This window comes from Phocaeicola sartorii JCM 17136 = DSM 21941 (assembly GCF_054653615.1).
In genome coordinates this window covers 1,220,006-1,236,556 of record NZ_BAAIFW010000006.1, presented here as the reverse complement: position 1 = coordinate 1,236,556, position 16,551 = coordinate 1,220,006, and the positions used below count along the sequence as shown (strand labels likewise).

The 16,551-nt window shown below is 45.8% G+C and carries 14 protein-coding genes; 11 read left to right on the top strand and 3 right to left on the bottom strand.

Annotated elements, in window-relative coordinates; translation table 11 throughout:
- Positions 1-403 precede the first annotated feature (403 nt).
- Entirely contained in the window at positions 404-1,342 is a 939-nt protein-coding gene (locus tag ACYQ0C_RS22015) for a tyrosine-type recombinase/integrase (RefSeq protein WP_016274994.1), read from the bottom strand.
- Positions 1,343-1,550: 208 nt separating this feature from the next.
- Between ACYQ0C_RS22015 and ACYQ0C_RS22010 the strand changes: the two genes are divergently transcribed.
- On the top strand, positions 1,551-2,570 hold the full coding sequence (locus ACYQ0C_RS22010; protein ID WP_016274993.1) for a L,D-transpeptidase: 1,020 nt from the start codon (positions 1,551-1,553) through the stop codon (positions 2,568-2,570).
- 2 nt (positions 2,571-2,572) lie between these two features.
- A complete protein-coding gene (locus tag ACYQ0C_RS22005) occupies positions 2,573-3,370 on the top strand; it encodes a murein L,D-transpeptidase catalytic domain family protein (protein WP_016274992.1) in 798 nt (265 codons plus the stop codon).
- 92 nt (positions 3,371-3,462) lie between these two features.
- On the opposite strand, the gene ACYQ0C_RS22000 is transcribed toward ACYQ0C_RS22005, so the two are convergent.
- Entirely contained in the window at positions 3,463-3,801 is a 339-nt protein-coding gene (locus ACYQ0C_RS22000) for a DUF3784 domain-containing protein (protein ID WP_016274991.1), read from the bottom strand.
- Between the two features lie 367 nt (positions 3,802-4,168).
- Between ACYQ0C_RS22000 and ACYQ0C_RS21995 the strand changes: the two genes are divergently transcribed.
- The 8 genes from ACYQ0C_RS21995 (at position 4,169) to deoC (ending at position 12,336) form a co-directional block, all read left to right on the top strand.
- Positions 4,169-5,401, top strand: a complete 1,233-nt coding sequence (locus ACYQ0C_RS21995) for a nucleoside recognition domain-containing protein (RefSeq protein WP_016274990.1) — start codon at positions 4,169-4,171, stop codon at positions 5,399-5,401.
- 44 nt (positions 5,402-5,445) lie between these two features.
- Positions 5,446-5,862 (top strand): rRNA maturation RNase YbeY, encoded by a 417-nt coding sequence (gene ybeY / locus ACYQ0C_RS21990; protein ID WP_016274989.1) that lies wholly within the window; start codon positions 5,446-5,448, stop codon positions 5,860-5,862.
- 165 nt (positions 5,863-6,027) lie between these two features.
- On the top strand, positions 6,028-7,899 hold the full coding sequence (gene mnmG / locus ACYQ0C_RS21985; protein ID WP_016274988.1) for a tRNA uridine-5-carboxymethylaminomethyl(34) synthesis enzyme MnmG: 1,872 nt from the start codon (positions 6,028-6,030) through the stop codon (positions 7,897-7,899).
- Between the two features lie 59 nt (positions 7,900-7,958).
- Positions 7,959-8,483, top strand: a complete 525-nt coding sequence (locus ACYQ0C_RS21980) for an adenine phosphoribosyltransferase (RefSeq protein ID WP_016274987.1) — start codon at positions 7,959-7,961, stop codon at positions 8,481-8,483.
- A gap of 190 nt (positions 8,484-8,673) precedes the next feature.
- A complete protein-coding gene (gene uvrC / locus ACYQ0C_RS21975) occupies positions 8,674-10,494 on the top strand; it encodes an excinuclease ABC subunit UvrC (protein WP_016274986.1) in 1,821 nt (606 codons plus the stop codon).
- Positions 10,495-10,651: 157 nt separating this feature from the next.
- On the top strand, positions 10,652-11,104 hold the full coding sequence (gene dtd / locus ACYQ0C_RS21970; RefSeq protein ID WP_016274985.1) for a D-aminoacyl-tRNA deacylase: 453 nt from the start codon (positions 10,652-10,654) through the stop codon (positions 11,102-11,104).
- Positions 11,104-11,424, top strand: coding sequence for a nucleotide pyrophosphohydrolase (locus ACYQ0C_RS21965; RefSeq protein WP_008666433.1), 321 nt, complete (start codon positions 11,104-11,106; stop codon positions 11,422-11,424). The genes dtd and ACYQ0C_RS21965 overlap by 1 nt, the downstream gene beginning before the upstream one ends.
- Positions 11,425-11,430: 6 nt before the next feature.
- Positions 11,431-12,336, top strand: a complete 906-nt coding sequence (gene deoC, locus ACYQ0C_RS21960) for a deoxyribose-phosphate aldolase (protein ID WP_016274984.1) — start codon at positions 11,431-11,433, stop codon at positions 12,334-12,336.
- A 193-nt stretch (positions 12,337-12,529) separates the two neighbouring features.
- On the opposite strand, the gene ACYQ0C_RS21955 is transcribed toward deoC, so the two are convergent.
- A complete protein-coding gene (locus ACYQ0C_RS21955; protein WP_016274983.1) occupies positions 12,530-13,504 on the bottom strand; it encodes a polyprenyl synthetase family protein in 975 nt (324 codons plus the stop codon).
- A gap of 91 nt (positions 13,505-13,595) precedes the next feature.
- Here ACYQ0C_RS21955 and polA point away from each other — a divergent pair, with 91 nt between their 5' ends.
- Entirely contained in the window at positions 13,596-16,466 is a 2,871-nt protein-coding gene (gene polA, locus ACYQ0C_RS21950) for a DNA polymerase I (RefSeq protein WP_016274982.1), read from the top strand.
- Positions 16,467-16,551 lie beyond the last annotated feature (85 nt).

The following is a 16,551-nucleotide window of genomic DNA, read 5'->3' as shown; positions in this document are numbered from 1 at the left end:
TATTCAGAAAACGTTTTTTTTGAATCAATTATTAAATTTCCTTGCTAAATTGTTCTAATTCTCAAAACTTTGCTTAAATTTGCGACAAAATATAGATCTCTTAATAAGAGATATACAATATTTCAACTTTGCATTTCTTGTCTAATCATCTTGCTATAAGAGGATTACCTCCTAATTTAAAGAATAAAATCCAAGTAAATCTTACCTTTCCTTTTATTAAGTCAGCGTTTTATTCCGCGTGTGAAAACACATGCTCATACACCTACATAAGCAGGAGGATATACGTACGTATGCGCAGGTCCATACATACGTACATACAGGCTTATGCTGGCTTCCGTGAAATGAAGGACATCCTGTGACAAGACATCCTCTTTTTGCCAAGAAGCTATTCTTTATCCTGTTATCACAAAAACTCTCTCAATACCACCATATTAGCCTTATCAATAACGGTCGTATCCAATGCCGCCAAATAAATCAATGTCGTCTTTTCAGAATCATGCCCCATCCCCTCACTAATCACTGAAAGAGGAATGTGCTTGCCTCTGGCAACACTGGCCCATGAATGGCGCGCCACATACATGGTCAGAGGATGGACAAGCCCCAACGTCCTCCCTATTTCTTTTAATCTCCTGTTTACCAAACAGATGGAATTCTTATACTGTAATCTTTCATCTTTCTTGATATGGGTTATAATGGGGAGAAGGTAAACCGAGAAGTTTCCGGGATATTTATCGACAATATCCTGCATACACTTTTCCCACCGGATGGAAAGTAACTGACCTGTCTTCTTTCTTCTATAAGTCAGCATGCCATTGCTTAAATCCGTTTTTTTAAGAAAAGCCATATCCACAAATGACATCCCCCGGGTGTAGAAGCTGAACATAAACATATCACGTGCAAAATCCATGGAGGGAGAATGGCTTAAATCCATATCCTTCACTTGCTTGATCACCTTGAAGGAAACAGCCCGTTTCACTGTTTTCTCCACTCCCGTATAGACACGTTTAAAAGGAAAACGTTGTCTAATCACTCCTTTATCCACCGCACGATTGTACGTTGCACGTAAAATACGCATATAAAAAGAAACCGTATTCATGCTTGCCCCCTGTGCTTTTAAATAAGTCTCATACCCCATCATCAGCTCGGAGTCCATACTGCTCAACAGTATATCTTTGCCATCCATGAATTTCATGAAACTGTTCAGCGCCGAGCGGTACGTCTCGCTTGTACGCAATTTCCCAGACTGTTTCATACTGGCAATATTCACTTGCATAAAGGAAGACAAAGTCTTCTTACCTGAGAAGGATAATCTTTTACTTCTTACTCTAGTTGATTCCATCATTACACTTGTTTTTAAGTTAATTCTTTTTTTCTGTAAAAACCTCAAGCCAAGATAAGCGATTATTCCCAGCGGTCCTTTATAAGGTTTACAATGGGGGAGATTGTTCAAAGAAACAGGAATTTTTCACTGCTTTTTGAAAACAAAAATGGATGTTTATTCCTTTTAAAGAAGTATATTTGTAGAAGAAAGCCACAAACCGGTATCTATGATGAAAAAAATAGGATTCATATATTTATTGACCAGTTTTTGTACAATTTGCTCGTGTACCCCGAAGACAAATCGTGAAATACAGGAAGTGATAGCGGAGGTACACAATACTGTGACGGAAGCCATAGACGAAGTGGCAGAAAAAGAGATCAAGCCCGGAGACATCCGGCTTGACAAGGAGCTGCTGTATGATAAACATACGTTGGAGGACACCTATCCTTATAAAGATACTACCCGCCATTTCCAATGGGAGAAAATAAAGGAACGGCTGGCGTTGCTGGAGAATATCCGGAGAAAGCCGGCACAATGGTGCATCTTACAGAATTATAAAAACCGGAACGGAGAAGCACCGTTGGTGAAAAACTTCAAAAGGGACGCATACAAACGGATAGCCGACACATTGGGAGTGGAACGCTATCAGGGAATTCCTCTCTTCCTGACAGACGACACCCTTACCGCCGAACGCTACGGACTGGACGGACTGCTCACCCGCCACCTGGGTAAGCAGGGAAAGTTTACCAAAGTAGAACCTATCTTTATAGGCGGCGAATGGTATGCTCCCACCCAATACATAAAACTGATTCCCGACAGCGTGGTGTTCAACAGAGCCGTTTTTGTAGACCGCCATAACCAGAATATAGCCACCTTGGAACGGAAAGAAGAGGGACACTGGCTGATACGCAGCATGAATCCTGCTACAACAGGACAACATCGTCCTCCATACGCTCAGGAAACTCCATTGGGTATGTTCGTCCTGCAAGAGAAGAAGGCCAGGATGATTTTTCTGAAAGACGGTTCTGCCGCCACCGGTGGTTTCGCACCCTACGCCAGCCGTTTCAACAATGGCGGTTATATTCACGGAGTGCCCACCAATGCGCCGGCAACAGGAATCATAGAGTACAGTTATACGCTGGGCACCATCCCCCGCTCGCACATGTGTGTAAGAAACGCCACCTCTCACGCCAAGTTTATTTTCGATTGGGCACCTGTTAATGAGACGATTATATTTGTTTTGGAATAGAAATGTGCGTAACTTTGCGCCCGTTATCCAGTTTTTCCATACGTATGCAAAAAGTTTTTTTATTCCTGTTCCTTTTTCTCTTTCCGGCGAGCAATGTATCGACGCGGACGGCTACACCCGAAAAGAAGGTTGCCACATCTGTCCCTGCATCTCAAAAAACAGACGGTGAACAGTTATTCGAAGACATGCAATTGGGAGGAGTGGTCAACTTCCTGGCATTCCGGCAGGCTGTGGCAGGATACAACCGGATAGAACAGAAAAGCAAACCGATACTGACATTGATTGATTTCACCAAGCCATCCACCGAAAAGCGTTTGTTTGTCTTTGATATGGAACAGAAAAAGATGCTATACTCATCAGTGGTCTCGCATGGGAAAAACAGCGGTGAGAACTATGCTACCTCTTTCTCCAACGAAGTCGGCTCTTACAAAAGTTCCCTCGGCTTCTATCTTACCGGAAATACTTATCAAGGTAGAAACGGATACTCCCTTTTATTGGACGGGCTGGAAAAAGGAATCAATGACCGGGCCCGCGAGCGTGCCATCGTAGTTCATGGCGCCGCATACGCCAATCCCTCCGTCTGCCGGTCAGGCAGGCTGGGCCGAAGTTTCGGTTGTCCGGCTTTGCCGCAGGCACTGACCAGGCCTATTATCAATACAATAAAAGGAGGAAGTGTACTCTTTATCTATGCCAATAATAAAGAGTATATGGCTAAAAGCTCTATTTTGCCTAACCAGCAATCACAGGAATTACTGACTGAAGTCCGAGATAGTGAACAGCCCGTTTCAACTCATTTATAGTTCTCCGCCCCCAACGGTTCTTTCATCACTTTCTTGGTTATTTTCTTTTCTTCTGATCTTAAGAATGAATCTTCTTTTCCTTGGTTTTCATTCTATGTTCCCCTTTGTTTTTGATTATTATTTTTCCGATTGTGATCATACTTCTGCGCCTTCACCAGCGCATATACAACAAAAATCAGCGGAACGAACACCGGTACGTATGCAACTATCGTCCACCACTGCATCCAGACGCAAAAATAATAACTACCACTGAGCGCCACCCCCATCACTACCAGGCATCGGCACATGAAAGCCGAAAGCCCCTTAATATCCACATTCTCTTTTTCCTTTGCCGACATGGTGTTATATCCGGAGATGAGTATGGGATAACGCCGTACCAGAAAACCCAGAGCCACCAAAAACAGACCGATAAATAACATTGAATAGTTCATAGTATATCTTTTTAGTCAACCATTGATATAAAAATAGCAGTTTAAGACAAGAAACAAACAAAGATATAAGTTAAAAATCATTTCTTGGCAAGGAAGATAACTACTTTCCAGCATCCGCTTTCCAGATGGAAGAAAGAAACAAGAACTTATCCCAAGCATTTATTTATAAAACGAAGGCATCAAACGCATTTCACGATCAACAAAAGCAATATATCCAAGCAAAAAGACAGCCTTTATGCTGAAAAGCGAACTTCCATCCATTCTATCAACCACCGAGAATCGCTTAAAAAGAAACAACCCCTATCTTTGTCCGAAATACAGGATTTATTCGTACTTTTGTGTGCAAATAAAAAACACATTAAGTTTTATGGTTCTGAACTACATTTGGATAGCCTTTTTTCTGACAGCCTTTGTGGTAGCGTTGATACGTCTCGTCTTTTTAGGCGATACGCAAGTATTCCCCGAAATTATCAATTCCACGTTCAATTCCTCTAAAACCGCTTTTGAGATTTCATTGGGCCTGACCGGTGTACTGTCCCTCTGGCTGGGCATTATGAGAATAGGTGAACAAGGCGGGGTCATTGCCCTGTTTTCCCGGTTACTGGGACCTCTGTTCAGCAAACTTTTTCCCGATATCCCTAAAGGGCATCCGGTAACAGGCAGCATCTTTATGAACCTGGCGGCCAATATGCTGGGGCTGGATAATGCCGCCACCCCCCTGGGGCTGAAAGCGATGGAGGGGCTGCAAGAGCTGAACCCCAAGAAAGATACTGCCAGCAACCCCATGATCATGTTCCTGGTACTGAATACATCAGGGCTTACACTGATTCCTATCAGCATCATGGTATATCGTGCGCAACTGGGAGCAGCCCAACCTACAGACATATTTATACCCATCCTGCTGGCAACTTTCTTCTCTACTCTGGCAGGTATTGTGGCTGTAAGCATTTATCAGAGAATCAATCTGTTCAACCGTACCATCCTCCTCTTTCTGGGAGGGATGAGTGTACTGGTGGCAGGAATTATTTATTTCTTCCACACCTTGTCACGAGACCAGATAGACATCTACTCCACCACCTTTGCCAATGTCTTCCTATTCCTGATCATCATCGGATTTATTGTGGCAGGAATCAGAAAAAGAATCAATGTTTACGACTCCTTTGTCGAAGGGGCCAAAGAAGGATTCAGTACCGCCGTGCGCATCATTCCTTACCTGGTAGCCATACTGGTAGGCATCGGAGTCTTCCGTGCATCGGGAGCGATGGATTATTTGATCGGCGGCATTGGCAGCGCCGTAAAGTTATGCGGCATCAACAGTGATTTCGTCGGAGCACTCCCTACGGCACTGATGAAGCCCTTGAGCGGAAGCGGGGCACGCGGACTGATGGTGGATGCCATGACCACATACGGCCCCGATTCCTTTGTAGGCCGACTGTCCTGTATCTTCCAAGGCTCCACCGACACCACCTTTTATATTCTGGCAGTATATTTCGGCAGCGTGGGAGTGGTGAGGACACGCCACGCCGTTCCTTGCGGACTGCTGGCCGATGCGGCAGGAGTCATTGCAGCCATTCTTATCTGCTATCTTTTCTTCGGCTGAAATACTTTGCGTATCTTTGTGCATTATTAAAAAAGAATCAGCCTATGATAAGTTATCAAACCGAGGGGGTAAAGATGCCCGATATCAAAAAGAAAGAAACCACCGGATGGATTAAAGAAGTAGCCGCCTGTTATGGAAAAAGAGTGGGAGAAATCGCTTATATCTTCTGTTCGGACGATAAAATACTGGAAGTGAACCGACAGTATCTGCAACACGATTATTACACGGATATCATCACTTTCGACTATTGCGAGGGCGACCGTATCTCCGGTGATTTATTTATCAGCCTGGATACCGTCCGCACCAATGCCGAACAATTCGAGCAGCCCTATGACCGCGAACTTCACCGGGTGATTATTCACGGAATCCTGCACCTGTGCGGCATCAACGACAAAGGCCCCGGTGAACGGGAGATAATGGAAGACGCCGAGAACAAAGCACTGGCATTGATTTCCCTATAACAGGATATACAAGGCAGAACCGGTAACAGTTTACTTTAAGAATAACGTTTATAGGATGTGGCGGCAGAAACAGATTTCTGCCGCCACCTATTCTTTTTAACCGTATTATCACCGCTTTACAGAGTAAAATTCGTATTTTTGCAATCGGTAAAAAGAAATAAATCAATGGATTTTAAGTACGACGTTATTGTAATAGGCGCCGGACACGCAGGTTGTGAAGCAGCCGCGGCCGCAGCCAACATGGGTTCGAAGACCTGCCTGATTACCATGGATATGAACAAAATCGGGCAAATGAGTTGCAACCCTGCCGTAGGTGGTATCGCCAAGGGACAAATCGTAAGAGAGATAGATGCATTAGGTGGCTACATGGGACTGGTTACAGACCGTACAGCCATACAGTTCCGTATGCTCAACCGCTCTAAAGGTCCCGCCATGTGGAGCCCCCGCGCCCAATGTGACCGCGGCAAGTTTATCTGGGCATGGCGCGAGATTCTGGAGAACACTCCCAATCTGCACATCTGGCAGGACACCGTAGAGGAGTTAATCGTGGAAAACGGCGAAGCCACCGGAGTCACGACTTGCTGGGGAGTGACCTTCCACGCAAAATGTATCGTGCTCACCGCAGGAACTTTCCTGAACGGGCTGATGCACATCGGGCATAAACAACTGGCAGGAGGACGCATGGCCGAACCTGCCTCCTACCATCTGACCGAATCAATCACCCGCCACGGAATCACCGCCGGACGCATGAAGACCGGTACACCTGTCCGCATAGACGGACGCAGCGTGCACTACGACCTGATGGAAACACAGGACGGAGAAAACGACTTCCACCGCTTTTCGTTCATGAGCGAACCGCGCAAGCTGAAACAACTGCAATGCTGGACCTGCTTTACCAACGAAGAGGTACACGAGATACTACGGAAAGGTCTGCCCGACTCTCCCCTTTTCAACGGACAAATCCAAAGCATCGGACCACGTTATTGCCCCAGCATAGAAACCAAAATCGTGACCTTCCCCGACAAGCCGCAACACCAGCTTTTCCTGGAACCCGAAGGAGAAACCACACAGGAACTTTACCTGAACGGATTCTCTTCTTCACTGCCTATGGACATACAATTGGCCGCATTGAAGAAAGTACCCGCATTCAAAGATCTGGTAGTTTATCGCCCGGGATACGCCATCGAATATGATTACTTCGACCCCACCCAACTGAAACATACGTTGGAATCGAAAATAATCAAAAACCTGTTCCTTGCCGGACAAGTAAACGGAACCACCGGTTACGAAGAAGCAGGCGGACAGGGAATCATTGCCGGCATCAACGCACACATCAACTGCCACGGTGGCGAACCGTTCACACTGGGACGGGACGAGGCCTACATCGGTGTCTTGATTGACGATCTGGTTACCAAAGGTGTGGATGAACCTTATCGGATGTTCACCTCCCGCGCCGAATACCGCATCCTGCTCCGACAAGACGATGCAGATATGCGCCTTACCGAACGCGCCTACAAGCTGGGACTGGTGAAACAAGACCGTTACGAACATCTATGCAGCAAACGTGAAACCGTGAGCCGAATCATCGACTTTGCCAAAACCTTCTCCATCAAAGCCGCATTAATCAATGATGCTTTGGAAAGTTTGGGTACTGCCCGTCTGACACACGGCTGCAAACTAATCGACCTGCTGAACCGTCCGCAGATTACTATCGAAAATATAGCCGGGCACATTCCGGCTTTCAAAGCCCTGCTGGACCAAATCACCGACCGTAAAGAAGAAGTGATTGAAGCCGCCGAAGTGCTGATCAAATACCAAGGATACATTGACCGCGAACGAATGATCGCCGACAAGATACATCGCCTGGAAGCCATCCGCATCAAAGGCAAGTTCGACTACAACTCATTGAACTCGCTCTCTACCGAAGCCCGGCAGAAACTGATGAAGATAGATCCCGAGACTTTGGCGCAAGCCAGCCGCATACCGGGCATCTCTCCTAGCGACATCAATGTCTTACTAGTCCTGCTGGGACGGTGAAACAAAATATGTTTCACGTGAAACAAGTAATTTAATAGACTAACAATAAAACACTGGTTATGAGCAAAGAAACGCTTAAAGCAAACTTAAGAGAGATCCCAGATTTCCCCATTCCGGGAATTCTGTTTTATGATGTGACAACCCTGTTCAAAAATCCCGAGTGCTTGCAGGAAATGCTGGATTCGTTATACGAGATGTACAAGGACAAAGGCATCACCAAAGTAGTAGGTATTGAATCGCGCGGCTTCATTATGGGTGGTGCGCTGGCGGCACGGCTAGGCGCCGGATTCGTGATGGCACGCAAGCCGGGCAAACTTCCCGCAGAAGTAGTAGAGGAAACATACGCAAAAGAGTATGGCACCGACACCATTCAGATACATAAAGACGCCATCGATGAGAACGACGTGGTTCTGCTGCACGATGATTTATTGGCTACCGGCGGAACCATGGCAGCCACCCATCGCCTGGTACAAAGATGTGGCGCTAAAAAGATTTTCATCAATTTCATTATCGAGCTGGGAGGTCTGAACGGCAGAAAGGCATTCCCCGAAGATATCACGGTGGATACGTTGCTTACTTTATAAATAGACAACGATAGAAGCATCATAAAATAACATAGACCATAAGACCGTAACATTATATATCTTCAGCCTGTAAGATATATAATGTTACAACTTGAAGATATAGGATGTTGCACCCGAAAGATATAGCATATCCAACCGCAAGTTCAACCCAAGAAGCAGTTCTTTCAACAGGAATATTCAATAAGCATGTATGGAAAAAGAAGAGATTACAACCAATGACTATCTGAAAGGAATTGTACTAAACCTGCCCGACAGTCCCGGCATTTACCAATACTTGAACTCCGAAGGAACCATTATCTACGTTGGAAAGGCGAAAAACCTGAAGCGCAGAGTCTCTTCTTATTTCAACAGAGAGCATCCCAACGGCAAGACACGATTGCTGGTCAGCAAGATTGCAGACATCCGTTATATCGTGGTAAAAACAGAGGAAGACGCCCTTCTACTCGAAAATAACCTGATAAAGAAATACAAGCCACGCTACAATGTATTACTGAAAGATGACAAGACCTATCCCTCTATTTGTGTAAGCAACGAATATTTTCCACGCATCTTCAAAACCCGGCAGATCATCCGCAACGGATCCTCCTATTATGGCCCGTACAGTCACATACCCTCCATGCTTGCCGTGATGGACTTGATCAAAAAGCTCTATCCCATCCGCACCTGCAAGCTCAATCTAAGCCCCGAAAACATTCGCGCCGGCAAGTTCAACGTATGCCTGGAATATCATATAAAGAACTGCAAAGGGCCCTGCATCGGGCAGCAGTCGCACGAGGAATACATGAAGAATATCGGTGAAATCAAGAATATTCTGAAAGGAGACACCCAGATTGTAAGCGACCTGCTGATGGAAGAGATGCAGGCACTTGCCACCGATATGAAATTTGAAGAAGCGCAAAAGATAAAAGAGAAATATGACTTGATAGAAAACTATCGTTCCAAGAGCGAAGTCGTTAATTCCATCATTCATAATGTGGATGTGTTTTCCATTGAAATGGAAGAAAATTCAGCCTATATCAACTATCTGCATATCACAAACGGATGCATCAACCAAGCCTTCACCTTCGAATACAAGAAACGTCTGAACGAAACGAAAGAAGAACTCCTGCAATTGGGCATTATTGAGATGCGTGAACGATATAAAAGCACTTCCCGCGAAATCATCGTACCTTTTGAACTGGATATGGAGATGAACAACGTCTCCTTCACCGTCCCCCAGCGAGGAGAAAAGAAGCATTTGCTGGATCTTTCCGTCATGAACGTGAAACAGTATAAAGTGGACCGCTTGAAGCAGGCGGAGAAGTTGAATCCCGAACAAAGAAGCGTCCGTCTGATGAAAGAAATCCAAGAGCAGCTACACATGAAAAAGCTACCGAACCACATCGAATGTTTCGATAATTCCAATATTCAAGGATCGGACGCAGTGGCCGCTTGTGTCGTTTTCAAAAAAGCGAAACCAAGCAAGAAGGACTATCGGAAATACATCATCAAGACGGTGACCGGACCCGATGATTATGCCTCAATGAAAGAGGTGGTACGCCGCCGTTACAGTCGTGCCATAGAAGAAGGTTCCCCCCTGCCCGACCTCATCATTACCGACGGTGGAAAGGGACAAATGGAAGTGGTGAGAGAAGTGATAGAGGACGAACTTCAACTGGATATCCCCATAGCCGGACTGGCCAAAGACCGCAAGCACCGCACATCGGAATTACTATACGGGTTCCCCCCGCTGACCATCGGTGTGAAGCAAAGCACTCCCTTGTTCCATCTGTTGGAAAACATACAGAACGAGGTACACCGTTTCGCCATCACCTTCCATCGGGACAAGCGAAGCAAGAGTCAGGTGGCGTCCGCCTTGGACAACATCAAGGGAGTGGGTGAAAAAAGAAAGACCGCCCTGCTGAAAACCTTCAAGAGTGTCAGCCGCCTCAAGCAGGCTTCATTGGAAGAGATTGCAGCTGTGGTAGGTGAAGCAGCCGCTAAAAATATCAAAGAAAATCTCACAGAATAAAAGGGATTTCCTACCTTTGCATACATCTGCTACAGGGACATGCTCTGCCTCATATCGGTCACACCAAAAAGCCGGCAACATTTTGTCCATTGTAGAAGCGGAGACATTACCGATAAACAACTAGAATTTTTCTAACAAGGAATTAAAGAACATAAATATGAGAGTAGTTATTCAACGAGTAAGTCACGCCTCTGTTACCATAGAAGGCGTATGCAAATCGGCGATAAAAGAAGGATTCATGATACTGGTAGGCATTGAAGAAGCTGATACACAAGAAGATGCCGACTGGTTATGCAAAAAGATAATAGGATTGAGGGTCTTTGACGATGAAAATGGAGTCATGAATAAATCTATCCTGGAAGTAGATGGCAACATATTGGTTATCAGCCAATTCACCCTGCACGCATCTACCAAGAAAGGCAACCGTCCCTCCTACATCCGTGCTGCAAAGCACGATGTAGCCATCCCCCTCTACAATTATTTCTGCCGGGAACTGAGCCTCGGTCTGGGCAAAGAAGTTGGCACCGGAGAATTCGGAGCAGACATGAAAGTCGAACTTCTGAACAACGGCCCTGTTACTATATGTATGGATACCAAAAACAAGGAATAATGACACTGGAAGAAGCACAAAAAGAAGTGGACCGCTGGATTAAAACGTACGGTGTACGTTATTTCAGCGAGCTGACCAATATGGCCGTTCTGACCGAGGAAGTAGGAGAACTGGCACGTGTGATGGCGCGCAAATACGGAGATCAGTCTTTCAAGCAAGGAGAGAAAGACAACCTTGCCGATGAAATGGCAGATGTGCTGTGGGTCCTTATCTGTCTGGCCAACCAGACCGGAGTAAACCTGACCGAAGCCTTCCGTCAAAACCTGGAGAAGAAAACAAATAGAGACAAAGACAGACATAAAAACAACCCCAAATTATAAAGAATTATGGAACATAATCACGAAGCCAACCACAGCAAGTACGAAGAAGCGCTTGCCAAGTATAACACCCATTTGCGCGATGAGGATGTGAAGGCGAAAGCCGCCCTGCTCATCGAGAAACATGTAGCAGAAAACAATACACCGGACGTGAAGAAATTCCTGTTCCATTGCATTGACCTGACTACTCTGAAGTGCACCGACTCGGATGAAAGCGTGATGAAATTCACCGGAAAGGTAAACGAATTTGTTGACAAGTACCCTGATCTGGACAATGTGGCCGCAATCTGCGTATATCCCAATATGGCGGAAGTAGTGAACGACACCTTGGAAGCAGACCATGTAAACATAGCCTGTGTATCGGGTGGTTTCCCCTCCTCGCAAACCTTTATCGAAGTAAAGGTAGCCGAAACAGCCATGGCTCTCCATACCGGAGCCGACGAGATAGATATCGTCATTCCGGTAGGCAAGTTCCTGAGTGAAGACTATGAAGGAATGTGCGATGAGATAGAAGAATTAAAGGCGGTATGTGGCGAGCATCACCTGAAAGTGATCTTGGAAACCGGAGCACTGGGAAGCGCATCCAACATCAAAAAAGCGTCCATTTTATCGATGTATTCCGGAGCCGATTTCATCAAAACCTCTACCGGAAAGGAAAATCCCGCCGCCACTCCCGAAGCTGCCTTGGTGATGTGCGAGGCCATCAAAGAATATTATAAGGTAACAGGCCGCAAAGTAGGCTTCAAACCTGCCGGAGGAATCAACACCGTACACGACGCCTTGGTTTACTATACCATTGTAAAAGAAGTGTTAGGTGAAGAATGGCTGACAAACGAATTATTCCGCCTGGGAACAAGCCGGCTGGCCAACCTGCTTCTCTCAGAAATTGTAGGCCAGGAAACCAAGTTCTTCTAAACAAAGAACCGGTTTACTATTTAAATAACAACCACACTTAAAGTGACCGGAATGAGCCTTATCTATTCCGGTTATTTTAAACGCAGACCTTCCACCAAGGAAAGGCGTATCCCCCAAAAGTTCAGGCGCGGCTCTTATTGCATTAAGAACCACGCCTGATTTTTTTTGAAGTACGCATCTTCAAACAATCGTACTACTTATCTCTTTCGATCACATAATCAATATAAGCGGTCAAGGCATCTTTTACAGTCCGGTCGGCTGATGGTGGAAGTAAAGCCAATGCCTTATTACGATAATCCGCCATTGCCTGTCTGGCATACTCTATCCCTCCCTTCACTTTGATATACTCGATGAAACGGGCAATTTCCTCATCCGAAGCATCCAATGACCGGATGCGCAGCGCCAGTTTCCGCATCTCCCCATCATCAAATGTATTCAATACATACAAAGCCGGCAGTGTCAGCTTTCCTTCACGCATATCGTTTCCGGTAGGTTTACCTATCTCATCAGAAGAATAATAATCGAAGATATCATCCTTTATCTGGAAAGCAATACCAATCATTTCACCAAACCGACGCGCATTTTTCATCATTTCATCGGATGCATGAACCGAAATGGCCCCCGCTTCCGCACTGGCAGTAAACAATGCAGCCGTCTTTTTACGGATGACATCATAATACACTTCTTCCGAGAACTCGGAAGCATTAATATTCGCCAATTGAATAATCTCGCCTTCAGATAAGTTCTGTCCCAAACAAGCCACCAAATCTACAATCCTAATCTGGCGGGTCATGGCAGAATGCTTCAGACTGGTTGCCAGCATATAGTCGCCTACCAGAACCGACACCTTATTATTATAGATCGCATTTACCGAAGACTGCCCACGGCGCTTGTCACTCTCGTCCACCACATCATCGTGCACCAGGCTGGCCGTATGAAGCAACTCCAATGAAAGAGCCGCATGAAGCGTAGAATCATTGATTTCACCGAATAATTTAGCAATCAGCAACGCCAGTATGGGACGCATCATCTTGCCATTTCTCCGCTTAATATAGGATAATACCTCACTAAGTAAAGAATTGGAACTTTGGAGCGAAGAGTCAAACAACCTTCTAAATTCTTCAAACTCCTTGTCAATAGGCAATTTGATTTGCTGTAATTTGTCCATGCAGGTTTATTTGTGCACAAAAATAGTAATAAAAGACGGAATACGGTATTTTTTTGTACTTTTACAATGAAAAAACTAAAGATTTTTAAGAATGGACAAACTTTTTCTATTAGATGCATACGCATTAATATACCGTGCGTATTACGCTTTCATCAAAAGCCCGCGCATTAACTCCAAGGGTTTCAACACTTCAGCCGTGCTGGGATTTGTCAATACGCTGGAAGAGGTGTTGAAGAAAGAAAATCCTACGCACATCGGTGTGGCATTCGACCCCGCCGGCCCCACCTTCCGGCACGAGGCGTATGAACAATACAAGGCGCAACGCGAAGAAACGCCCGAGGTAATCCGTTTGTCCGTACCCATTATAAAGGAAATTATCCGGGCCTACCGCATTCCTGTTCTGGAAGTAGCGGGATACGAGGCCGACGACGTGATCGGCACCCTGGCCACCGAAGCCGGCAAACAGGGCATCACTACTTATATGATGACCCCGGACAAAGACTACGGTCAGCTGGTAGGCGGAAATGTCTTCATGTACCGCCCCAAGCATACAGGCGGCTTTGAGGTGATGGGCATAGAAGAAGTAAAGGCAAAATTCGATATCCAGTCGCCCGCACAAGTCATTGATATGCTGGGACTGATGGGCGATAGTTCCGACAACATTCCCGGCTGTCCGGGCGTGGGAGAGAAAACGGCACAAAAATTAATCGCACAATATGGCAGCATCGAAAACCTCCTCTCCCACTCCGACGAGCTGAAGGGAGCCTTGAAGACCAAAGTGGAAACCAACCGGGAAATGATTGAATTCTCCAAATTCCTGGCAACCATCAAGATTGATGTCCCCATCACATTGAACATGGACGAACTGAAAAGGGAAGAACCGGATGAAGAGGAACTACGGAAGATTTTTGAAGAGATGGAATTCCGTACCCTCATCGACCGCATTTTCAACAAAGACAAGAAAACGGCTTTTGCAAATGCCGCTCCAAAAACGAAAGGAAACGCACAAGGTTCATTATTCGGTGACGGCCCCACTCTTTTTGACCAACCGGACACCACCACCGGACGATCTGCCTCACAGCCCTCCGCACAAGGCGATCTCTTTGCAGAATTTACTGACGGAGGGACGGAAAGCGAGAAATATTCAAGTCTCGCATGTTTAGATAATTTAAAATACGACTATCAACTCATTGATACAGAAGAGAAAAGAAGCGTATTATTACAAAACTTACTTACAAAAGAAATTTTCAGTCTAGATACGGAAACTACAGGAACCGATCCCATTACCGCAGAACTTGTGGGAATGAGCTTCAGCTATGCCGAAAACCAAGCATTTTATGTCCCTGTACCTGCCGATCGGGCTGAAGCGCAAAAAATAGTTAATGAGTTCCGCCCGGCCTTCGAAAAGGAAGGCATACTGAAAGTAGGGCAAAATATAAAATACGATATGCTGGTACTGGGCAACTATGGGGCTGAAGTGCGCGGGCCTCTGTTCGATACCATGGTGGCACATTATGTACTACAACCGGAATTGCGTCACAACATGGACTACCTTGCCGAAATCTACCTGCATTATCAGACGATCCACATCGAAGAACTGATTGGCCCCAAAGGCAAAGGTCAGAAGAACATGCGCGACCTCTCCCCCGAAGCTATTTATAAGTACGCGTGCGAGGACGCCGATGTCACCTTGAAATTGAAAAACATCCTGGAACAGGAATTGAAAACCAACGATGCCGAAAAACTTTTCTACGAAATAGAAATGCCCCTGGTACCCGTACTTGCATATATGGAGCGCAACGGCGTGCGTGTAGATACCGAAGCCTTGAAACAGAGTTCGGAACATTTCACCGCCCGCATGAACCAAATAGAAGAAGAAGTGCACCAACTGGCGGGTACAGATTTCAACATCGCCTCACCCAAACAGGTAGGCGAAGTGCTGTTTGACAAGCTGCGTATCGTAGAGAAGGCCAAGAAAACCAAAACCGGACAGTATGTCACCAGTGAAGAAGTATTGGAAAGTCTGCGAGGAAGACACGAGATAGTAGGCAAGATATTGGAACACCGCGGCCTAAAGAAACTTCTCGGTACTTACATCGATGCTCTGCCCCTATTGATCAATAAGGAAACAGGTAAAATTCATACCTCGTTCAATCAAACGGTCACAGCTACCGGCCGGCTGAGTTCCAGCAACCCGAATCTGCAGAACATCCCCATCCGCAACGAAGACGGCAAGGAAATCCGCAAGGCCTTCATTCCCGATGATGGTTGCGAATTCTTCTCCGCCGACTATTCACAGATTGAGCTACGCATCATGGCGCACCTTAGCGGAGACACCAATATGATAGAGGCCTTCAAGGAAGGAGACGACATTCATGCCGCCACCGCAGCCAAAGTCTATAAAATAAGTATAGACAAGGTTACCCGCGAACAACGCAGTAAAGCGAAGACAGCGAATTTCGGCATCATCTACGGCATCAGCGTATTCGGACTGGCAGAACGTATGAATGTAGACCGCAAAGAGGCAAAAGAACTGATAGACGGCTATTTTGAAACTTATCCCCAAATAAAAGAATATATGGACAAAAGCATCGATATTGCCCGCGGACAAGGATATATTGAAACCATATTCGGCCGCAAGCGCTATCTTCCGGATATCAATTCCAGAAATTCGGTCGTGCGCGGATATGCCGAACGGAATGCCATCAACGCTCCTATCCAGGGAAGTGCGGCCGATATAATCAAGGTAGCTATGGTACGCATATACCAGCGCTTTCAATCTGAAAGTATAAAGTCCAAAATGATACTTCAGGTGCATGATGAGTTAAACTTCAGCGTTGTGCCCGAAGAGAAGGACAAAGTACAAAAGATTGTGATTGAAGAGATGGAAAACGCCTACCGCATGCAAGTGCCTTTACGCGCAGACTGTGGTTGGGGAAGCAACTGGCTTGAAGCACATTAAGGTATACAGGCACAGGCCATCTGCAAGACAAGCCTCACTAGATATAAAGTATTTATACCATCAAAGCTCAATGGATTGGAGAAAG